Consider the following 20448-nt stretch of genomic DNA (forward strand, 5'->3'; position numbering starts at 1 on the left):
TTCAAAATTCTTTACGAAAACGTTTGAAATATATATTTTTGCCGCAATTTCAACACAACACCAAGAAAAGAAATGAACTCTAACGAAGTTTACGAGAAAGAATTAGCCTTTCAGGCAGATCGTCGCCGGGCGGCAGTGCAATTCATAAAAACGGTAAGTGATCTATGGTACGATAAATCCATCGAACTGGTTTTATTCAGGAATCAGTTGATCGACCGCAACGTGAGCGATATCCTCGACCTGCACGAATATGCAGGAGAATTTGTACAAAAGCCAATTTCTATTTTTGATTCAGTAGAGATCGCAGAGGCTATTCAGCGGTTGGATTTTCCTCCTTCCAAACTGGATATTGGTAAGCTGACTTTCGAGTACCACCTGGAAGACAACAAACACTCCAATGCTACTGCTTTTGTATCCTCAAAACTAAAGGATGCAAAAAAAGTTGAAGAACTAACTCCAAAAGATGTTGTTCTTTACGGCTTTGGTCGCATAGGACGATTACTTGCCCGTGAACTAATGACCCGAACAGGAAAAGGGAGCCAATTAAGGCTAAGAGCCATTGTGACCAGAGGAAAAATAGATGAGACCGTGCTGGAAAAAAGAGCAAGCCTTTTAAAAAATGATTCCGTACATGGGGATTTTTCGGGTACAGTTTCCTTTGATGTGAAGAAAAAGTGTCTTATCATCAATGGAACTACCGTCCATATGATCTCTGCAAACGAGCCTGAGGAGATCGATTACACCTCCTACGGGATAAAAGATGCCCTTATTATTGATAACACCGGTGCATTTAGAGATAAAGAAGCTCTAAGCAGGCATCTAAGTTCAAAAGGAGCATCAAAGGTCTTACTTACAGCACCGGGAAAAGGAGTTCCTAATATAGTACATGGGGTAAATCATTTAGAACATGACCCAAACGAGGTCTCCATCTTTTCTGCTGCTTCCTGCACTACAAACGCCATTACTCCCGTGCTAAAAGCGATACAGGATTCTTTAGGAGTGGTTCAGGGCCATCTCGAGACCATTCATGCCTATACAAATGACCAGAACCTGGTAGATAATATGCATAAAAAATACAGGAGAGGCCGTGCTGCCGCCTTAAATATGGTAATAACCGAAACCGGTGCCGGGCAGGCAGTATCCAAAGCTCTTCCTGTTTTTGACGGCAAACTTACTTCTAATGCCATTAGAGTGCCGGTACCTAACGGCTCTTTGGCAATTCTCAACCTGGAGGTAGAAAAAGCAGTTTCAAAAGAAGACGTTAATAAGATCCTTAGAAAATATGCTTTGGAAGGTGATCTGGTTGAGCAGATCAAATACTCTATAGATAATGAGCTGGTATCAACAGATATTGTTGGATCTGCACAACCTTCTATCTATGACAGCAACGCCACCATAGTATCGGGTAACGGCAAGAACATTATATTATACGTTTGGTACGACAATGAATATGGCTATAGCCACCAGGTCATAAGGCTGGCAAAATACATCGCGAAAGTAAGACGGTTTACCTATTATTAAATGAGAGTTTAATTAGTTTGAAAGCCCGTTGCTGAAAAGTAGCGGGTTTTTTATGGTTCAATGATCGTTGTTTTTCAAGTTCACTTTAGAAGGATTGGCTAAAAAATTCAAGAAAAACTATTGAAGAAAAATCGATAAAAGAGGACGCTCCAAAAGCTGTGAAAAATTAACTAAAAATAGTTTTACCTGTCTAAAGCCGGACCGTTAGTTTTCTTTAGTTTTGCATCCGCTTACACATCGGGCACTTATACACAGGAAGTTAAAGAAGAAAAAATGAGATTTCTTCAACAATAAGAGCTGTTAGCCTTCGTTGTGGTAGTGATCAAAAAAAACAATTAAAATTGCTATGAAACAAATTCTATTCGCCTCCCTCTTTTTATTCACTCTTACTACGGCAGTAGGACAGACCTCAACAGAAACCACTATTGACGAAAAATTTCAGGAGTTGATTACCAATTCCAATAATTTTAAAGGTTATAAGGTAGTGGATACAGATCAACTTACTACTTTACAACAACTAACTTCTAACAGGATCGCCGAACTTAAAGAAGAAATTGCTGCTTCAAAAGAGGCTTTTAAGGCTCAGAAGGTAAAAATTGCAGATCTTGAAGCTGAACTTGAAGAGATACAAGGGCAACTACAAACAGTGACTGCCCAAAAAGATGAAATTGCTGTATTAGGAATGTCTGTTAGCAAGTCGGCATACAATACTACTATGTGGAGCATAATAGGGGTTTTGGTTCTGGCACTGGTCTTATTTGTGGTTAGATTCAAGAAAAGCCATACACATACTTTAGAGGCGCGTAAGAATCTCGCGGAGCTTGAAAAGGAGTTCGATGCTTACAGAGTAAAATCTCTTGAAAAAGAACAGAGATTGGGCCGTTTGCTTCAGGATGAAAAGAACAAGCAGCTAAAAATGGCTAAATAGGCCACTACCTACTATACGTTTTTATTTAACTTTGCGGGCTCAAAGCTTACAAAGCTTAATCTTCTGTCGCCATGCGAATTGATATTATTACTGTTGTTCCCGATATTTTAAAGAGTCCTTTTGAGGCGTCCATCTTAAAAAGAGCTATAGAGAAAGGGCTTGTTGAGATCCATCTTCACAATTTGCGCGATTACGTGACCGATAACTACAAACAGGTAGATGATTACCAGTTTGGAGGAGGTGCCGGGATGGTAATGATGATCGAACCTATTGACAAATGTATTTCAGCTCTAAAAGCTGAAAGGGATTATGACGAGGTGATCTACATGACACCAGATGGCGCCACTTTGAAACAAGGGCTGGCCAATGAGTTGAGCCTGAAGGAAAATCTCATCATCCTTTGCGGACATTATAAAGGAGTAGATCAACGAGTAAGAGATCATTTCGTAACCAGGGAAATCTCGGTGGGAGATTACGTGCTCTCGGGAGGAGAACTGGGAGCTGCAGTGTTGTGTGATGCCGTAATACGACTGCTGCCGGGGGTTTTAGGCAACGAAACATCTGCCCTTACCGATTCTTTTCAGGACAATCTACTCGCCCCTCCTATATACACCCGGCCGGCCGAGTATAAGGGGTGGAAGGTGCCGGAGATCCTTACCTCCGGGAACACGCCAAAAATTGAAGAATGGCGGGAAGACCAGGCCTGGGAAAGAACGAGAACCTTACGTCCTGATCTTTTGAAAGAGGAAGGAAAATAATTTCTACATTGCTTTAGAGAATAAGAATTTTTATTACTTTTGCACACGTTTCTAAATTAACCTCTGGCGATCACCGTGAATGTTGTTTTAGACTTATTTTTAAACCATTAGAAACATGGAATCCTTAATTAAATTTGTACAAGACGAGTTCGTAACCAAGAAAGAGTTTCCTGAATTTTCAGCCGGGGACACTATTACTGCTTACTATGAAATTACTGAAGGTCAAAAGACCCGTACGCAGTTCTTCCGTGGAGTTGTTATCCAGAAGAGAGGAACAGGAGCTTCTCAAACCTTCACCATTCGTAAAATGAGTGGAACTGTTGGTGTTGAGCGTATTTTCCCGCTTAACCTTCCTGCACTTCAAAAAATCGAGGTCAACAAACGAGGAAAGGTACGTAGAGCAAGAATTTACTACTTTAGAGAACTTACAGGTAAGAAAGCTCGTATCAAAGAAAGAAGAGCTTAATACTCTAACTATATTGAATGAAAAAGCCCCAAAACTGGGGCTTTTTTTATGGCTATGAATTTTTAAGAAATATTTATAAGTGTCTGACTTTAAAATGCTTGCGGGGTTCATTTAGGTTTCGTAAATTTAAATAAGAGTTTTAAGCAAAAGAATGTCGCAAGGAATTCTTCTTAAAGCCCTAATGTAGAGCAAAGATCTTTACATCGGTTTTTACCATTTTGAATAACAATATGACTAGTGCATAGTTGGTTTAATTGGTAAAAACGTTTTAGGATCATTTACACACACTCTTTTGGGAAATGTAAATTGATCCAGATGAAATAACAACCTGCTTGTGAAATATAGATTTCACTTGAGAATGTAAAAGTTCAGCAATTCATTGTTATTTCATTAGAGCCATTTCATTATTCAAATAGTGAAATGGCTTTTTTTTGCCGTTTTACTTCTAAAGCCTCACGATCTTCTGGTTTCCTCCTGTGAAATGAGCCCGAAAAATGGTAAATTGCACACACTTTGATCAAAAAATAAAATATTTTATATGTCGAACACACCTAAAATTATTTACACCAAAACTGACGAGGCTCCTGCCCTCGCAACATATTCACTCTTACCAATTGTAGAATCTTTTACAAAACCTGCTAATATCGCCCTTGAAACCCGGGATATTTCTCTTGCAGGAAGAATACTCTCTCAGTTTCCCGACAGACTCAAAGAAGATCAAAGAGTTTCTGATGACCTGGCTGAGTTGGGCGAGTTGGCAAAGCAACCCGAAGCCAATATTATAAAATTACCGAATATTAGCGCCTCCATTCCTCAGTTGAAGGCAGCAATTGAAGAGTTGCAGAAGAAGGGATACGATCTTCCTAATTATCCCGATGAACCTAAAACTGAAGAAGAAAAGCAGATAAAGGAAAAATACGATAAAGTTAAAGGTAGTGCTGTAAACCCGGTTCTAAGAGAAGGAAATTCAGATCGCAGAGCTCCAAAAGCAGTCAAGAACTACGCAAAAAAGCACCCTCACTCCATGGGCGAATGGAGCAAAGACTCACGGAGCCATGTAGCTACCATGGACAGCGATGATTTTAAGCACAACGAAAAATCTGTAACCCTGGAGGAGGCTACAAAAGTTAATATTCAACTCCAAACTGCTTCAGATAGTACTACACTATTAAAAAAAGACCTTCAGCTTCAAAAAGGGGAAATTATCGATGGAACTTTCATGAGTAGAAAGGCGCTCATTAATTTCCTTGAAGAACAGGTAAAAGATGCAAAGGATAAAGGAGTGCTTTTCTCCCTGCATATGAAGGCAACAATGATGAAGGTTTCAGACCCTATTATTTTTGGTCATGCAGTAAAGGTCTTCTTTAAAGATATTTTTGAGAAGTATGGACAGGAGCTGCAGGAAGCAGGCGCCGATCCAAATAGTGGACTTGGGGATGTACTTAGCGCCATCAACAAACTTCCGGCAGAAAAACAAAAGAAAATAAATTCAGATATTGAAAAAGACCTCGCGGAGGGACCGGATCTTGCCATGGTAAATTCTGACAAGGGAATAACCAACCTGCATGTGCCGAGTGATGTGATCATTGACGCATCCATGCCTGCAATGATCAGGACTTCAGGAAAGATGTGGAATGCAGAAGGGAATCCTCAGGATGCTAAGGCTGTAATTCCTGATAGCAGTTATGCTGATCTTTATGAGACGACCATCCAATTCTGTAAAGAAAATGGCGCTTTTGATCCTACTACTATGGGTACAGTACCTAATGTTGGTCTTATGGCTCAAAAAGCCGAAGAATATGGTTCCCACGATAAGACTTTTGAACTAAAAGAATCTGGCAAGGTACAGATCGTCTCTCAGGATGGAAAAGTACTAATTGAACATGAGGTGGAAGAAGGAGATATCTGGAGAGCCTGCCAAACAAAAGATGCACCTATACAGGATTGGGTGAAGCTTGCAGTCAATCGCGCCAGGGCTACGGGCAGTCCTGCAGTATTCTGGCTTGATAAGGAAAGAGCTCATGATGCCGAACTTATCAAAAAGGTAAACACTTATCTCAAGGACCACGATACTTCGGGACTTGAAATTAAGATAATGTCTGTTAAGGAAGCTACCCAGTACACCCTTGAGAGGCTGAAGGAAGGAAAAGATACCATTTCGGTGACCGGAAATGTACTTAGGGATTACCTGACTGATCTTTTCCCAATTCTCGAAGTTGGAACCAGTGCTAAAATGCTTTCTATCGTACCACTCATGAATGGTGGCGGATTGTTTGAAACAGGTGCAGGAGGTTCTGCCCCTAAACACGTACAGCAATTTGTGGAAGAAGGTCACCTGCGTTGGGATTCATTAGGAGAATTTCTTGCCCTGGCAGTTTCCCTTGAACACCTGGGAGAGAAATATGACAACAAGAGGGCATTGATCCTTTCAAATGCATTGGACAAGGCTACAGAAGAATTTCTGCAAACCAATAAATCTCCGTCAAGAAAGGTGAATGAGCTTGACAACAGGGGAAGTCACTTTTACCTGGCCTTATATTGGGCTCAGGCTTTAGCTGAACAAAATGAAGACCAGGAGTTAAAAGATCATTTTAAGAAGGTTGGTGAAAAACTGAAACAAAATGAAGACCAGATCCTGAAGGAACTTCTTAATGCCCAGGGAGCTCCGGTAGATATTGGAGGATATTATCAACCTGAAGAAGACAAAGTGAACCAGGCAATGAGACCTAGTGAAACTTTCAATAAGATCCTTAGAGGAGAATAGAAAATCTCTTTTGATCCAATAACAGAGGAGCCGGGAAAACCCGGCTCTTTGCATTTTATCCAACAGATAATGAGCATCCAAAAATATCATTTTTCACTGCTCTTATTGGTGTCTGATATATAAGATAAGGGAAGAATTGAGATTCAGATAACGCCGGGTTATAGATAAACGAGACTTTTTTTATTACTACTATAGAAAAAATAAATACTTTTGCACCTGAACTTAATCAAAAGGAACAAATGACCATTACCCAGTTACATTATGTATTAGCTGTTGCAGAGCATCAAAATTTCACCAAAGCTGCACAAAAGGTTTTTGTTACTCAGCCGACGTTGAGCATGCAGATCCAAAAACTTGAGGAAGAACTGGACGTGCTCATATTCGATCGCAGTAAGAAGCCCATTGAGCTCACCGAGACAGGGCGCAAGATCGTACAGCAGGCAAGGAATATTGTGAATGAAAGCGACAGGATAAAAGATATTGTTGACCAGCAAAAAGGATTCGTAGGAGGCTTGTTTAGATTGGGCGTTATCCCCACTATCATGCCCACCCTTTTACCTATGTTTCTCAATAACTTCATAAAAAAATATCCAAAGGTCAAGCTAAAGATCGAAGAATTACACACCGAAGCCATAATTGAGAAACTGCAGGACGGTCACCTGGATGCAGCAATCGCTGCCACACCTCTTGAGCTTCCGGGGATCAAAGAACAGGCGCTATATTATGAACCCTTTGTGGGCTATATTCCGCAGGGACACAGGCTGCATTCTGAAGAGAAAATTCAGGTAAAGGACCTTGATCTAAATGACATCCTGCTCCTGGAGGACGGCCATTGTTTTAAAGATGGTATTCTCAACTTGTGCAAGGCAACCCGCAATACAGATGAAGATCATTTTCAATTGGAAAGCGGAAGTTTTGAAACCATGATCAAACTGGCCAACGAAGGTTTGGGAATGACGCTTCTGCCCTATCTGCATACGCTGGATCTAAAGGAGGGAGAAAAGAAAAACATTAGAATGTTCACGGAGCCCAATCCTGCAAGGGAGGTGAGTCTTATTTATAACAAAAGTGAGCTGAAGATGCAGATAATTGAAGCTCTAAGGAATACTATTGCGGGAGTTGTCAAGGGTGCAATAGCCTTTCACAACGTACAGATCATTAGTCCGCTTCACAAAAAATAGCACCAGACTGTACAAAAAAAGCGGCTCTTTTAAAGCCGCTTTTTTTATTTCTAAGGATTAAGATAAATTAAACATTGATTTAATTCGGGATTTTGCCGAATTAGTGAAAAAATGTAAAGCTTCAATTCTTCTATTTCATAAGGTAATAGACGTTGAAGCGCTTTTTTCACTTCTTTGCAGAACAGAGTTACATCAAAACTTACTTTATTTAATACAGTTTTGGTGTACTCAAACATCGCTCTTGCCATAATTAATAAATTAGTTAACCTTGGTTAGAATAAGTAGTGGTTACCAATAAGCGAAATCGTTTTCGTTGACGATATAAAAATAGGAATTTTTTCTTAATCCGGAACAAGATGAAGCTAATTTAACAGACTAAAACCGGTTATCTCCACTAACGATATCTCCGAGGCCGCCAAGGATACTACCCTCTCCCTTATCCTTACCTCCACCCTGTGGTGCTGCGGCTAGAATACGACCCGCAAGCCTACTGAAAGGCAAGGATTGGACGAAAACGGTTCCCGGTCCTGTTAAGGTAGCATAAAACAATCCTTCTCCTCCAAAAAGGCTGTTTTTAATACCTCCTATAAATTCGATGTCATAATCAACATCCTTAGTAAATCCTATGATACAACCGGTGTCGACTTTAAGCTTTTCCCCCGGCTGCAGTACCTTTTTGGCAGTAGTACCTCCCGAATGCACAAAGGCCATTCCGTCGCCTTCGAGTTTTTGCATAATGAAGCCTTCACCTCCAAAGAACCCTCGGCCCAGTCTTCGGCTAAACTCCACTCCTATAGCCACCCCCTTTGCAGCACAAAGAAAGGCATCTTTCTGGCAAATGAATTTCCCTCCGTATTCAGTGAGATCTATAGGAATGACCTTTCCCGGATAAGGGGAAGCAAAACTGATCTTCTTCTTTCCCTGTATCTGGTTGGTAAAGATGGTCATGAACAAGCTTTCTCCGGTAAGTAAGCGCTTTCCGGCTCCCAGAACTTTTCCCAGAAAACCTTCATTCTGTTTTGATCCATCCCCAAAAATGGTGTCCATTTTTATGCCGTTGTCCATCATCATGAAGTTTCCGGCTTCAGCAATTACAGCCTCTTGTGGATCCAATTCCAGCTCCACATACTGCATCTCTTCTCCGAAGATCTCGTAATCTATTTCGTGTGCGTTCATCTTTTAAAGGTTTAAAGATTAAGGTTTAAGGTTTAAGGTTCAAGGTTTAAGGTTGTCGAGCTTGGAGTTAGAACTCTCCACTACAACTATTAACTAATAACTATAAACCATTAACTACTAACTATTAACTACTAACTATTAACTACTAACTATTAACCACCAACCGCTACCTGACTTTAATTGTCCATTCAAATTCGAAAACAGAAACCTCCTGCCCTTCTTCATTTAATCCCCGGGAGCGCATCCAAAAGGTTTGCCCCTCTCCTGTTTTGATGGCTTCTTCAATGGCAGTAGAGACAAGGTTGGCATCATTACATATAAATGAGATCTTTCCTGTCGCTTTTTTTGTAAACCGGGACCTGTTTTGAGCAACAAGCATGGAAATCGGAGTTTTTGAAGCCCTGATTTCGATCATTACCAGGGCTCCCGTACTAAGTTCGGCTGCCATTGCCTGTACTGCAAAATAGAGAGAATTGAAAGGATTCTGGTTGATCCAGCGATGCCTAACTGCAGTTACACAATGAGTTGCATCGATCTCTGTCACTCTCACTCCGCAAAGCCAGGCACTGGGAAGCTTAAACATCAAAAAGGAATTCAATTTTTGGGAAGAAACTTCCATAGTTGCTGAAGATTTTTCTAAAAGTATTCAAATTATTTAAAACACTAAAATGTTAAAATTTAAAGGCTGAATAAAAATTATAGTACTTTGTTTTGCATAATACTGTTTTTAAGATATATATTTGTAATAGAAAATCAATCATAATGAACAATCAATCACCAAATCAAGACAGAACAGTGGCAGCATTGATCCACTTATCGACCTTCACGCAGTTCTTCTTTCCCTTCGGGAATTTTATATTCCCATTGATCTTTTGGACTGCCAAGAAGAAAGATCCTTTTGTAAATGAGCATGGAAAGCAGGCTCTTAATTTTCAGATAAGTCTCTTTTTGTATGCTTTCTTTCTAATTATGATAGGCATTGCCGGGGCGATCATCATTGGCCTCAACATGAATTTCGAAGGGTCGTTTTACATCAATGATCACCATCAATGGATTGGAAATCCGCTGGAAGCAGGTCCGGTGATCATCTATATAATGACCATGATCCTACTATTGCTGGCACTTTTTGTTCTAAATCTTTACGCAGTTGTGTCGGCGACCATAAGAGCAGGTGAAGGTCGACTTTACCAATACCCATTGACCATCAATTTCCTGAATTCCCGAGAATACCAGGAACCGCAGGAAGAACCCGGTTCCAAAGAGCCCGATAAGGCACCGGAATAAAATTTTCATCAATTAATCATCAATCAATCAAAAAATGAACAGTTCAACAACATTCAAAACCAAACACTATGAAGATTGAAAACACAAAGGCACAAATGCGCAAAGGTGTTTTGGAGTACTGCATTTTGTCTGTCCTCAAGGATAATGACGCTTATGTAGCCGAAATTCTTGAGACCTTGAAAAGTGCAAAACTCCTGGTGGTAGAGGGAACCATTTACCCTTTGTTGACCCGCCTCAAGAATGCCGGATTACTCACTTACCGCTGGGAAGAATCAACCAGTGGACCGCCACGAAAATATTATGGCCTTACAGAGACCGGTAAAATTTTTCTAAAAGAACTCACCCATACGTGGGACGAACTGCAAACAGCAGTGACGATAGTAACTACCCAAAAACCTAAAAATCATGAATAAGACAGTCAATATAAATCTTGCCGGCATTTTCTTTCATATTGATGAGGATGCTTATGCCAGGCTGCAACATTATCTGGAGGCTATAAAAAGGTCTCTCACAAATACTTCTGGCCAGGAAGAGATCATTCATGATATCGAAGCCCGTATAGCCGAATTATTTTCAGAAAAAATCAAGAATGAGAAACAGGTTATAGGACTAAGGGAAGTGGATGAAGTGATCTCTGTTATGGGACAACCTGAAGATTATGTACTGGATGACGAGATCTTTGAAGATGAGCCAGTCTATAGAAAGACCAGAGGAAAGAAACTCTTCCGCGATACCGAGAACAGCTACATTGGAGGTGTCTCTTCAGGTTTGGCACATTACACGGGTATAAATGCCCTTTGGATAAGAATTTTATGGATCCTGCTCACCATTTTTTCTACAGGTGCATTCATACTTATATATATCGCGCTTTGGATATTCGTGCCCGAAGCTAAAACTACTGCCGATAAGCTTGCCATGCGTGGGGAGCCGGTAACCATTAGCAATATCGAACGCAAAATTAGAGAGGGCTTTGATGATGTGTCGGGAAAGATGAAGGACATCAACTACGAGAAGTATGGTTATAAAGCCAGGGCCGGAGCAAGTTCAGCTGCAACTGCAGTAGGTGATGTCGTAAAATTCTTTCTCAACCTGTTTGTAAAGCTTATTGGAATTTTCCTGCTGTTAATTGCAGGAGCCACTCTTATAGGACTATTTATTGGCCTGTTCTCTATAGGAACTTTTGGCATCATTGAAGCCCCATGGACAGATTATGTCGAGATAGTAGGCCCGGGTGCCGATAGCATCTGGATCATATCCCTGCTTGCTTTCTTTGCTGTAGGAATTCCATTCTTCTTCCTCTTTATTCTGGGATTGAAGATCCTGGTAAAAAACCTGAGATCAATAGGACGCACTGCGAAACTTGTACTTCTAGGGCTTTGGATCATATCTATTCTGGGATTGATTTTCTTCGGAATCCAGCAGGCTACCGAAAGAGCTTTTGACGGAGAGGTAAGAATTACCGAAAACCTTCCTGTAACAGCAAATGATACGCTTTACGTGAATATGATAGGTGACCCACAGTTGAACTCTACCCCATACCAGTCAAATGACTTTAATATTTCTTACAACCAAAATAACCAGAAAGTGATTTGGTCCCAGAATGTGCAGTTGATCGTCAAATCTACTTCAGATTCTACCGGTAGAATGGAGATTATTAAAATGGCTGAAGGTAAGACCTACGATGAAGCAAGGGAAAGAGCAGAAGATATCTATTACACTTCCAACTATTCCAACGGTCGTTTGAACCTAGGTGGTATTCTCACTACAGATCCCGCTAACAAATACAGGGAACAAAAGGTGCAGGTAACTTTATTCCTTCCGGTAGGGGCAGTATTATATGCTAATGATAATACATATTCCTTCCACAGGAACACCGATTACTACGGAGATATTCTGCACAACGGCTATGAGGAAAGATATCTAAAGATTACCGGAGAGGGCGCTGAATGTCTCGACTGCCCCGAAGAGGAAGAAGACCCCTGGGGAGATTCTGAAAACGACTGGGACACCGAAGACAGCTTTGAAGAAAGTACAGAGGAAGAATTCCTGGAGGAAGAACCGGTAATGACTGAAACAGATACAATCCCTGAGCCATGAGCACCCTCTTCGAAATTCTAGTTGCCACTTTTCTCAGCCTGTTATTTTCTATAGGCGAAGAAGTTAAAACTGAAGTTCCTGAGGAAGTGAAAACTGAAAAAGTTTATTCAGTCCAAGAATCCGGAGATTGTTAAAAAATTATACCTGAATGGAAAAGGCTGCTCTTGGGAGCAGTCTTTTTTTATGACGTTATTTAAACTCTTTCAGGAAATCCCATTAAAGCAAACAATCTAAGATTCAGGATACTATTAATCAAAAATTAAAGTTATTGTTGCTGGTGAGGACCTCCAGACAAAAGTCATAAAAAAAGGCTGCCTTTTTTGACAGCCTTTAATTTTCCAATTACAGGGAAATCTACTTTGCGGTTACTTCTTCACTGCTTTCTACAGTAGCCAAGTACCTTTCGGCATCTAGAGCCGCCATACAACCTGTCCCTGCAGCGGTGATCGCTTGTCGGTATTCCTTATCCTGTACATCGCCGGATGCAAAAACTCCGGGAATGTTCGTTTTTGTACTTTTTCCCTGGGTGATCAAATATCCCGTGCTGTCCATATCCAGCTGACCCTTAAAGATCTCTGTGTTAGGTTTATGTCCAATAGCGATGAAGAGTCCGGTAATCTTGATTTCTTCTTTTTCACCGGTTTGGTTATTCACCACCCGAAGTCCTTCTACCACCTGTTCTCCCAGCACTTCATCAACTTCGGTATTGAAACGTACCTCAAGGTTCTTGGTGTTGAAGACCCTGTGCTGCATGGCTTTGGAAGCCCGCAGTTCATCCTTTCGTACCAGCATGGTTACCTTTGTACAAATATTGGCGAGATAGGTAGCTTCTTCGGCCGCCGTATCCCCTCCTCCAACAATCGCCACATCCTGGCCTTTATAAAAGAATCCGTCACACACAGCACAAGCTGATACTCCGCCTCCTCTTAGTCTTTGTTCACTGGGAAGTCCCAGGTATTTTGCAGTCGCCCCTGTAGAGATGATCACGGTTTCGGCTTCCAGCCAGGTCGAATTGTCTACACATACCTGGTGAATTCCGCCATTTTCTTTACTAAACTGAACTTCGGTCACCATTCCCATACGCACTTCTGTGCCAAATCTTTCAGCCTGCTTTTGAAGGTCGATCATCATCGCAGGTCCATCAATACCTTCGGGATATCCCGGAAAGTTATCCACTTCGGTAGTTGTAGTCAACTGTCCTCCCGGTTCCAATCCTGTATACATTACCGGGTGAAGATCTGCCCTGGCAGCGTAAATGGCAGCAGTATATCCTGCCGGTCCCGATCCTATTATTAAGCACTTAATTCTTTCTCTGGTTTCGCTCATGGTCAAAAAATTTCTTCCTGTAAAAGTAGTAACTTTCAAATAAAACTTACAGGTTTGGGTATACAGATTTACTATATAAGTATATGCTTAGCTTTAAGCAGAAGACTTTAGAAGCTGCCACTATTCCTATACCTTTGCAGCATGATCGAACTATCCCTATTTAATATCCTGGACCTGCTGGGAACCATAGCCTTTGCCATCTCGGGTGCACTCTCGGCCATGAACCGGCGACTTGATCTTTTTGGGATCTTTATTATTGCTTTTGTGACAGCCATTGGTGGCGGCACCATACGTGACACTCTTATTGGAAACACCCCCGTCACCTGGATGGAAAACACCATCTATATTTATTTAATAGGTTTTGTGACCATACTTGCCATTATCTTCAGGAAATATCTGGACCATCTGAAAAAATCTCTTTTTCTTTTTGATACAATAGGCCTGGGGATCTTTACTATTACAGGAGTTGAAATAGGAATACAGAACGATCTAAATCCCATTATTTCCATTACCCTTGGCACCATGACAGGTACTTTTGGCGGAGTTATTAGAGATATTCTCTGTAATGAGATCCCCGTGATCTTTAGGAAGGAGATCTACGCAACCGCGTGCATTGTGGGTGGCATGGCGTTTATCATGCTGTATGAAGCGGGAATGCAACAAGATTTGATCTATGTCCTCACCTCCCTCACCGTAATTCTTATAAGGTTACTGGCAGTCAAATTCCAAATCTCCTTACCCTCCTTTTATCTTTCAGATCAAAAATAGCCCTTCAAAAAGGTCATTTTTGAGACCTCTTTATGATAACAGGGAAAATTTACCGGGAAAAATTTATTAAATCTGTAACAAATTCATTTTCAGGAAGTCTTTAAAGTAAAGAATCAAAATCCCCCGAAGAATTTGATATTAACTTTTAAAGATTTGCATCATGAGACGTTTTAAATTATTACTGTTGACTTTAGCGATCACCGTAAGTACAGTTATCTACGCCGAGAAATCGGGAAGGATTTATGATCTTAACAGCCTTTCTGCTGAAATTGAACAACTACTTCGGGATACCGACCATACCCTTAGAGAAGGAAAATCTATAACTGTATTCTTTTCTATTTCTGAAGAAAACAGCATCCAGTATGTGAGCGTTTCTTCCGAAGACCCTGAAGTAGTAGAACTTCTTCAGAAGAAACTTCAGGATCAAATTCTTGACGGGGAGAAATGGCGGGAAGGAATGATCTACGAGCTCTCTGTTCATGGCAGATCGTCTTTCGCATGTGCCACCCGTTAATGAGGAAGATACTTCCGAAGCAATCCGTAAAGGAAAGCGCCCCCTAATGCCCCAATCAAAACTACCAGAATAGATACATAACCGGCTCCAATAAGGGTATAGATAGGCCCGGGACATGCTCCTGCCAAAGCCCAGCCCAGTCCAAAAATTATACCTCCAAAAAAGTAATTTTTGAAGCCTCTTTCTTTAGGGGCTATTTTTATGGGCTCTCCAAAAAAAGATCTTGCATTACTTCTTTTGATAAGCTGCACTCCAATGACTCCAAGGAATAATGCTGAACCTATGATCCCATACATGTGAAAGGCATCGAAGTGGAACATCTCATAAATCCGAAACCAGGATGCAGCTTCAGATTTGTACATCACGACTCCAAAAAAGATTCCTATCAACAAATATCCTGCTGTTCTTTTCATATTAAAATATTAAGGGAAACAATAAATGAATCATGACCAGGCCGCCAATAAAGAAGCCGATAACGGCGATCAATGATGGAAGTTGCAGGTTGCTTAGACCTGAGATAGCATGACCTGAAGTACAACCCGCAGCATATCGTGCTCCAAAGCCAATTAACAAGCCACCGATCAATAAGATCAAAAGTGGTCCTGGCTGAGTCAAAGCCTCCAAGCTGTAAAGTCTTTCGGGCAGATAGGCATTTCCCGCACTATGAAAACCCAGCTCCTGTAGATTTTCAATGGTATTAGCGGCTATTTCTACCTCCTCATTGATGGATAAGAAATGGGCGGCTATAAACCCACCTATGGCGGCACCCAGCATAACAGTTAAATTCCAGCGGCTCCCTTTCCAGTCAACATTGAAGTACGAAGTGCTTTTACCTGCCCCACACATACTGCACATGGTCTCGAGGTTTGAAGACATTCCAAATTTCTTACCCATGAAGATGAGCAGGAACATAACAAGTGCGATCATTGGGCCCGAGACATACCAGGGCCAGGGTTCAAAAATGATTTCCATAAGAGCAATTTTCAGCAAATATAAAGCTTCCCGGACTTCCTTTGGATCAATGGCCCATCACGAAACCTGATGCTACAATTACTGAAGAAAATCTTTAATATTTTTCAGGACTTTTTCTGAAAGTCTTCTCTGGGTCTCGGCCGCCCAACCTGCACTTTTGTTTGCTGTAATCATTCGCGGCTGCTTTTCAGTTTCTTCGGAAAGTTCTTTTTTCCCATCCCCGTCAAAAATGGCAAAATTCCCGTCTCTTTCTATCCAGCTTTTAAAGGCTTCTTCTTCGAACGGCAGACCCAGTGAGGTATTGATAAGAATTTTACCGGTCCCAAAAATGTCAAAATCGGCAGCTTTTAAGATCGTGGTATTTCTAGGTAGATGTATGGAAATTACATCTACAGTCTCTAATAGTTCCCGCAGCGGAAGGTAGGTCAGCTTGTCCTCCAGATCCCTTTTCCGTGTCCTACTGTAGTAGTAAAGATCTGCTCCAAAAGGTTGAAGGCATTTAGCCAATAGTTGCCCTGTAACTCCCAATCCTAATATCCCGATCTTTTTATTGGTGATTTCAACCGGCATTTCACGCCATTGGTATGGACCCAGACCGTGGAAAAGCCTCACCAGTTCCGCAATAATAAACTCGGCCACCCCGGGATCTCCATAATCTCTTATTCCGGTTACAGTTATTCCTTTGTTACGTGCATAGTTTACCGCCACGTTGGCCGATGCATCGTCATAGAGACTGCAGGCCATGCCAATGTACTTGAGGTTTGGACACTGTTTAATTACCTCCTCAGGAATTGGCGTTTTCCAGGATACAATAACAGCGTCGGCATCTTCAATTCTATTGACGGTTTCCTCCTGGCTTTCGGGCACATCCCCGTAGACTGAAATCTCTTCTTCACTAAGTCCCTGCAACTCCTCCAGCGCCCATGGTTCTAGTTTGGTGTAGTCGACGCAAACGATCTTCTGGAATTTCATGTTTGTTATGAGATTTTAGATGTGAGACTGTAGACGGTAGACGGTAGACGGTAGAGGTTTTTATACAGTTTATTTTCTAGGAGATATTTAATAAAGGCATTTCACATACCTTTAATCCGTAACTAAAACCGGCCACTTTAAACCTTGAACTTTGAATCTTAAACTTTGAATAACTGCAGGCTACAGCGGGATATTCCCATGTTTCCTGTCTATCCTAAGCACCTCTTTATTCTCCAGCATGCTAAAGGCCTTTAGCAGTTTTCTTCTGGTATCACGCGGCATGATGACCTCATCAATAAAGCCTCGTTGTGCAGCTTTAAAAGGATTGGCAAATTTCTCGGCGTATTCTTTTTCTTTTTCCGAAAGTTTAAGTTCGGGATCATCGGCAGCTTTGATCTCTTTTCTAAAGATGATCTCACTTGCACCTTTGGCTCCCATTACTGCTATTTCGGCTGTTGGCCAGGCATAGTTAAGATCGGCACCAATATGTTTGGAGTTCATCACGTCGTAAGCTCCTCCATATGCTTTTCGGGTGATTACCGTTACTCTTGGTACGGTAGCTTCACTTAGTGCATAGAGCAGTTTTGCTCCGTGAAGTATGATCCCGTTCCACTCCTGGTCTGTTCCCGGAAGAAAGCCCGGAACATCCACCAGCACCAATAGCGGAATATTAAAGCAGTCACAGAACCGGGTGAATCGGGCAGCTTTTCTGGAAGATTCCACATCCAGGACTCCGGCAAGGCTCATAGGTTGATTAGCTACAATTCCAATGCTCCTTCCGCCAAGCCGAGCAAAACCTACTATAATATTATTGGCGTAATTTTTATGGACCTCAAAAAAGGAATCTTTATCTATGATTCCCTTGATCACCTCATGCATATCATAAGGTTTATGAGAACTATCCGGCACTATGGACTCCAGTTCCTCCCGCACCTCATCTCCAAAATTGTAAGGCAGCTTTTCGGGAGTATCCTTGTTGTTTTGCGGCATATAGCTAAGGAGCTTCTTGATATCCTCCAGGCAACTTATATCATTAGCAGCAGTCCTGTGGGTAACCCCGCTTTTCGTGGAATGCGTACTGGCACCTCCCAGTTCTTCGGAAGTAACCTCTTCATTGGTCACCGTTTTTACCACGTTTGGCCCGGTAACGAACATATAACTCGTATCCTGGACCATGAGCGTAAAATCTGTCATGGCTGGAGAATAGACTGCTCCCCCGGCACAGGGTCCCATTATGGCCGAAATTTGCGGAATAACTCCTGAAGCCTGTACATTTCTATAAAAAATATCTGCATATCCTCCCAGGGATCTCACCCCTTCCTGTATCCTTGCTCCTCCCGAATCGTTTAGTCCAATGACCGGTGCTCCCACCTTCATCGCGTGGTCCATGATCTTACAGATCTTTTCGGCATGTGTTTCGGAGAGTGACCCGCCAAAAACAGTAAAATCCTGGGCAAATACATAGACAAGTCGGCCGTTGATGGTTCCGTATCCGGTAACTACTCCATCCCCATAATACTGCTGTTTCTCCATGTCGAAATCGGTGGTACGATGGGTTACGAGGATGCCAATCTCCTCAAAGGAACCTTCGTCCAATAGATAATCTACCCTTTCACGGGCGGTAAGTTTCTTTTGTTGGTGTTGTTTGGCTATTCGTTTTTCACCGCCACCCTTCAGGGCCTCGGCCACTTTATCCTTTAGCTTTTGTGTATTCTCACTCATAGATCTCTGCTTCAGAATTATTTATTAGGTAATCTTAGCTGCTGCCTGTCAATCAAGTACTGCTTCAGTGCAACCAATGCAGCCAGCTCAGCCTCTTCCCGTGTCTTGGCCTCCAATTTTTCGGCTGAATAATATTTCTTTACGAAATGTGTATCAAAATTTCCGCTTCGGAAAGCTTCGTGTTCAAAAACAAATTTTCCAAAAGGCAAAGTAGTACTCACTCCTTTTACTTCATATTCATTTATGGCCTGTAACATTCTTTGAATAGCTTCCTCCCGGGTTTTGCCATAAGTAATAAGTTTGGCGAGCATGGGGTCGTAATAAATAGGAACTTCCATCCCTTCCTCAAATCCATCATCCAACCTCACCCCTTCTCCTGATGGGCCCCGGTATTTCTCAAGTAGTCCTACACTGGGCATGAAGTCTTCCAGGGGATCTTCGGCATAAACTCTAAGCTCTACCGCATGCCCGGAAATTCGAAGATCTTCCTGGGAGAAGGAAATAGCTTCTCCTCTTGCGATCTTAATTTGCTGCTCCACAAGATCAACTCCGGTGATTAACTCCGTGACAGGATGTTCCACCTGCAAGCGTGTATTCATTTCAAGGAAGTAAAAATTGCGGTTCTCATCCATAAGAAATTCCACCGTTCCCGCACCAACATAATCACAGGCTTTAGCAACCTTCACTGCAGCTTCTCCCATCTGTTTCCGGAGTTCTTCATCGAGAATGACCGAAGGAGCTTCCTCCACGACCTTCTGGTGCCTACGCTGTACACTGCATTCCCGTTCAAAAAGATGCAGGTAATTTCCGTGGGTATCGGCCAAGACCTGGATCTCTATGTGCCGCGGACTTCCAATATACTTTTCTATAAAGACCGAACCGTCTCCAAAAGCAGACTCAGCTTCACTGATCGCCCTCTTCATTTGGTCTTCCAGGTCTTTCTCCTTTTCAACTATCCGCATTCCCTTTCCTCCACCTCCTGCCGAAGCCTTTATGAGAATAGGGAAACCAATTTCGGCTGCGATCTTTTTTGCTTTTTCGGGATCTGTAATGGCTTCATCGATACCGGGCACCATAGGAATGTCATATTCCTTCACCGCATCTTTTGCAGCAAGTTTGCTCCCCATGATCCTTATGGCTTTAGACCCGGGACCAATCCAGGTGATCCCGTTCTGTTCCACCTTTTCGGCAAAGTCGGCGTTCTCACTTAAGAATCCATATCCCGGATGTATCCCGTCCACGCCCAGCTCTTTTGCCACTTCAATGATCTTTTCTCCCATGAGATAAGACTGGTTGGAAGGTGCCTCTCCAATACATACTGCTTCATCGGCATATTTGACATGGGGTGCATTTCGATCAACAGTCGAAAATACTGCCACGGTATGAATTCCCATTTTCCGGGCAGTTTTCATTACCCTTAGGGCGATCTCCCCCCTGTTCGCTACTAATATTTTTTTCATGCTATTCTATTGGAATTTGATGCTTTGAATTGAAAGATGGATTTCATTCCATTTCAATGAGCAACTGATTCTTGTCTACCGTTTGCCCTTTTTGAACAGTTACAGATTTTACTATTCCATCCCGGGGTGCGGTCAAAGTATTTTCCATTTTCATGGCTTCGAGTACCAGGAGATAATCTCCTTCCTTAACCTCATCTCCCTGCTTAACCTGTACATCCATAATAAGTCCCGGCATTGGCGCTTTTATATCATTAATGACCTGTGCAGCAGCAAGACTAAGTCCCATTTCCTCGATCAAAAGATCCAACTCATTGGAGATCCTGACCTCGAAAGGCCGGGAATTAACTCTAACGATGTAGGACCTGTTCAAAAAATCGGAATCCTGAAGGTGGGTCTTAAAAGAACGGTGATCTTTAAGTACATGAGCCATCCCTTTTGAAATCTCTTGAAGATCCAGTGCCTCCACCTGTTCACGGGTGAACTCGAACTCCATACTTCCATCTACCGTAACTTTATACTTTTCTTCCATAAATGCGGTT

21 protein-coding genes are annotated in these 20448 nt (G+C 41.9%); 11 read left to right on the forward strand and 10 right to left on the reverse strand.

Annotated elements, in window-relative coordinates:
• Positions 1-72 precede the first annotated feature (72 nt).
• From VR862_RS03155 to VR862_RS03180, 6 genes are all read left to right on the forward strand, one after another.
• Positions 73-1521 (forward strand): glyceraldehyde-3-phosphate dehydrogenase, encoded by a 1449-nt coding sequence (locus VR862_RS03155; protein ID WP_324719491.1) that lies wholly within the window; start codon positions 73-75, stop codon positions 1519-1521.
• A 346-nt stretch (positions 1522-1867) separates the two neighbouring features.
• Positions 1868-2449 (forward strand): hypothetical protein, encoded by a 582-nt coding sequence (locus tag VR862_RS03160; RefSeq protein ID WP_324719492.1) that lies wholly within the window; start codon positions 1868-1870, stop codon positions 2447-2449.
• Positions 2450-2520: 71 nt separating this feature from the next.
• Positions 2521-3207 carry a tRNA (guanosine(37)-N1)-methyltransferase TrmD gene (trmD, locus tag VR862_RS03165; RefSeq protein WP_324719493.1) on the forward strand — a complete coding sequence of 229 codons (687 nt, stop codon included), beginning with the start codon at positions 2521-2523 and terminating at the stop codon, positions 3205-3207.
• A gap of 115 nt (positions 3208-3322) precedes the next feature.
• Positions 3323-3673, forward strand: a complete 351-nt coding sequence (gene rplS, locus VR862_RS03170; protein ID WP_324719494.1) for a 50S ribosomal protein L19 — start codon at positions 3323-3325, stop codon at positions 3671-3673.
• 538 nt (positions 3674-4211) lie between these two features.
• The gene (locus VR862_RS03175; protein ID WP_324719495.1) at positions 4212-6437 is read left to right on the forward strand and encodes an NADP-dependent isocitrate dehydrogenase; all 2226 of its coding nucleotides are present in this window, start codon (positions 4212-4214) and stop codon (positions 6435-6437) included.
• A 239-nt stretch (positions 6438-6676) separates the two neighbouring features.
• A complete protein-coding gene (locus VR862_RS03180; RefSeq protein WP_324719496.1) occupies positions 6677-7618 on the forward strand; it encodes a LysR family transcriptional regulator in 942 nt (313 codons plus the stop codon).
• A gap of 50 nt (positions 7619-7668) precedes the next feature.
• On the opposite strand, the gene VR862_RS03185 is transcribed toward VR862_RS03180, so the two are convergent.
• The 3 genes from VR862_RS03185 to VR862_RS03195 form a co-directional block, all read right to left on the reverse strand.
• Complete coding sequence (locus VR862_RS03185) at positions 7669-7866, reverse strand: hypothetical protein (RefSeq protein WP_324719497.1); 198 nt, start codon at positions 7864-7866, stop codon at positions 7669-7671.
• A 127-nt stretch (positions 7867-7993) separates the two neighbouring features.
• A complete protein-coding gene (locus VR862_RS03190) occupies positions 7994-8794 on the reverse strand; it encodes a TIGR00266 family protein (RefSeq protein WP_324719498.1) in 801 nt (266 codons plus the stop codon).
• 166 nt (positions 8795-8960) lie between these two features.
• A complete protein-coding gene (locus tag VR862_RS03195) occupies positions 8961-9413 on the reverse strand; it encodes a DUF4442 domain-containing protein (RefSeq protein WP_324719499.1) in 453 nt (150 codons plus the stop codon).
• A 143-nt stretch (positions 9414-9556) separates the two neighbouring features.
• Here VR862_RS03195 and VR862_RS03200 point away from each other — a divergent pair, with 143 nt between their 5' ends.
• The 3 genes from VR862_RS03200 (at position 9557) to VR862_RS03210 (ending at position 12175) form a co-directional block, all read left to right on the forward strand.
• Positions 9557-10078, forward strand: a complete 522-nt coding sequence (locus VR862_RS03200) for a DUF4870 domain-containing protein (protein WP_324719500.1) — start codon at positions 9557-9559, stop codon at positions 10076-10078.
• Positions 10079-10146: 68 nt separating this feature from the next.
• Positions 10147-10491, forward strand: coding sequence for a PadR family transcriptional regulator (locus VR862_RS03205; protein WP_324719501.1), 345 nt, complete (start codon positions 10147-10149; stop codon positions 10489-10491).
• Positions 10484-12175 (forward strand): PspC domain-containing protein, encoded by a 1692-nt coding sequence (locus VR862_RS03210; RefSeq protein WP_324719502.1) that lies wholly within the window; start codon positions 10484-10486, stop codon positions 12173-12175. The genes VR862_RS03205 and VR862_RS03210 overlap by 8 nt, the downstream gene beginning before the upstream one ends.
• A 354-nt stretch (positions 12176-12529) precedes the next feature.
• On the opposite strand, the gene trxB is transcribed toward VR862_RS03210, so the two are convergent.
• Positions 12530-13501, reverse strand: a complete 972-nt coding sequence (gene trxB / locus VR862_RS03215) for a thioredoxin-disulfide reductase (RefSeq protein ID WP_324719503.1) — start codon at positions 13499-13501, stop codon at positions 12530-12532.
• A 141-nt stretch (positions 13502-13642) separates the two neighbouring features.
• Between trxB and VR862_RS03220 the strand changes: the two genes are divergently transcribed.
• Both VR862_RS03220 and VR862_RS03225 read left to right on the forward strand, forming a co-directional pair.
• The gene (locus tag VR862_RS03220) at positions 13643-14269 is read left to right on the forward strand and encodes a trimeric intracellular cation channel family protein (RefSeq protein ID WP_324719504.1); all 627 of its coding nucleotides are present in this window, start codon (positions 13643-13645) and stop codon (positions 14267-14269) included.
• Positions 14270-14429: 160 nt separating this feature from the next.
• Positions 14430-14783, forward strand: coding sequence for a hypothetical protein (locus VR862_RS03225; RefSeq protein ID WP_324719505.1), 354 nt, complete (start codon positions 14430-14432; stop codon positions 14781-14783).
• Here the strand turns inward: VR862_RS03225 and VR862_RS03230 are convergent.
• From VR862_RS03230 to VR862_RS03255, 6 genes are all read right to left on the reverse strand, one after another.
• The gene (locus VR862_RS03230) at positions 14780-15196 is read right to left on the reverse strand and encodes a DUF6691 family protein (protein WP_324719506.1); all 417 of its coding nucleotides are present in this window, start codon (positions 15194-15196) and stop codon (positions 14780-14782) included. The genes VR862_RS03225 and VR862_RS03230 overlap by 4 nt on opposite strands.
• A 1-nt stretch (position 15197) precedes the next feature.
• Positions 15198-15755, reverse strand: a complete 558-nt coding sequence (locus tag VR862_RS03235; protein WP_324719507.1) for a YeeE/YedE family protein — start codon at positions 15753-15755, stop codon at positions 15198-15200.
• 78 nt (positions 15756-15833) lie between these two features.
• Positions 15834-16727 (reverse strand): NAD(P)-dependent oxidoreductase, encoded by an 894-nt coding sequence (locus VR862_RS03240; protein WP_324719508.1) that lies wholly within the window; start codon positions 16725-16727, stop codon positions 15834-15836.
• Between the two features lie 180 nt (positions 16728-16907).
• Positions 16908-18449 carry an acyl-CoA carboxylase subunit beta gene (locus tag VR862_RS03245; RefSeq protein WP_324719509.1) on the reverse strand — a complete coding sequence of 514 codons (1542 nt, stop codon included), beginning with the start codon at positions 18447-18449 and terminating at the stop codon, positions 16908-16910.
• Between the two features lie 17 nt (positions 18450-18466).
• Positions 18467-19909, reverse strand: a complete 1443-nt coding sequence (accC, locus tag VR862_RS03250) for an acetyl-CoA carboxylase biotin carboxylase subunit (RefSeq protein WP_324719510.1) — start codon at positions 19907-19909, stop codon at positions 18467-18469.
• A gap of 43 nt (positions 19910-19952) precedes the next feature.
• Positions 19953-20438, reverse strand: coding sequence for a biotin/lipoyl-containing protein (locus tag VR862_RS03255; RefSeq protein WP_324719511.1), 486 nt, complete (start codon positions 20436-20438; stop codon positions 19953-19955).
• Positions 20439-20448 lie beyond the last annotated feature (10 nt).

The organism is Salinimicrobium aquimaris (genome assembly GCF_035607535.1).
In the GTDB taxonomy this organism is placed as follows: Bacteria; Bacteroidota; Bacteroidia; order Flavobacteriales; family Flavobacteriaceae; genus Salinimicrobium.

Excerpts from the sequence above, each read along its gene's own strand:
- VR862_RS03155 (WP_324719491.1), top strand. The coding sequence starts at position 73 with ATGAACTCTAACGAAGTTTACGAGAAAGAATTAGCCTTTCAGGCAGAT.
- VR862_RS03160 (WP_324719492.1), top strand. The coding sequence starts at position 1,868 with ATGAAACAAATTCTATTCGCCTCCCTCTTTTTATTCACTCTTACTACG.
- trmD (WP_324719493.1), top strand. The coding sequence starts at position 2,521 with ATGCGAATTGATATTATTACTGTTGTTCCCGATATTTTAAAGAGTCCT.
- rplS (WP_324719494.1), top strand. The coding sequence starts at position 3,323 with ATGGAATCCTTAATTAAATTTGTACAAGACGAGTTCGTAACCAAGAAA.
- VR862_RS03175 (WP_324719495.1), top strand. The coding sequence starts at position 4,212 with ATGTCGAACACACCTAAAATTATTTACACCAAAACTGACGAGGCTCCT.
- VR862_RS03180 (WP_324719496.1), top strand. The coding sequence starts at position 6,677 with ATGACCATTACCCAGTTACATTATGTATTAGCTGTTGCAGAGCATCAA.
- VR862_RS03185 (WP_324719497.1), bottom strand. The coding sequence starts at position 7,866 with ATGGCAAGAGCGATGTTTGAGTACACCAAAACTGTATTAAATAAAGTA.
- VR862_RS03190 (WP_324719498.1), bottom strand. The coding sequence starts at position 8,794 with ATGAACGCACACGAAATAGATTACGAGATCTTCGGAGAAGAGATGCAG.
- VR862_RS03195 (WP_324719499.1), bottom strand. The coding sequence starts at position 9,413 with ATGGAAGTTTCTTCCCAAAAATTGAATTCCTTTTTGATGTTTAAGCTT.
- VR862_RS03200 (WP_324719500.1), top strand. The coding sequence starts at position 9,557 with ATGAACAATCAATCACCAAATCAAGACAGAACAGTGGCAGCATTGATC.
- VR862_RS03205 (WP_324719501.1), top strand. The coding sequence starts at position 10,147 with ATGAAGATTGAAAACACAAAGGCACAAATGCGCAAAGGTGTTTTGGAG.
- VR862_RS03210 (WP_324719502.1), top strand. The coding sequence starts at position 10,484 with ATGAATAAGACAGTCAATATAAATCTTGCCGGCATTTTCTTTCATATT.
- trxB (WP_324719503.1), bottom strand. The coding sequence starts at position 13,501 with ATGAGCGAAACCAGAGAAAGAATTAAGTGCTTAATAATAGGATCGGGA.
- VR862_RS03220 (WP_324719504.1), top strand. The coding sequence starts at position 13,643 with ATGATCGAACTATCCCTATTTAATATCCTGGACCTGCTGGGAACCATA.
- VR862_RS03225 (WP_324719505.1), top strand. The coding sequence starts at position 14,430 with ATGAGACGTTTTAAATTATTACTGTTGACTTTAGCGATCACCGTAAGT.
- VR862_RS03230 (WP_324719506.1), bottom strand. The coding sequence starts at position 15,196 with ATGAAAAGAACAGCAGGATATTTGTTGATAGGAATCTTTTTTGGAGTC.
- VR862_RS03235 (WP_324719507.1), bottom strand. The coding sequence starts at position 15,755 with ATGGAAATCATTTTTGAACCCTGGCCCTGGTATGTCTCGGGCCCAATG.
- VR862_RS03240 (WP_324719508.1), bottom strand. The coding sequence starts at position 16,727 with ATGAAATTCCAGAAGATCGTTTGCGTCGACTACACCAAACTAGAACCA.
- VR862_RS03245 (WP_324719509.1), bottom strand. The coding sequence starts at position 18,449 with ATGAGTGAGAATACACAAAAGCTAAAGGATAAAGTGGCCGAGGCCCTG.
- accC (WP_324719510.1), bottom strand. The coding sequence starts at position 19,909 with ATGAAAAAAATATTAGTAGCGAACAGGGGGGAGATCGCCCTAAGGGTA.
- VR862_RS03255 (WP_324719511.1), bottom strand. The coding sequence starts at position 20,438 with ATGGAAGAAAAGTATAAAGTTACGGTAGATGGAAGTATGGAGTTCGAG.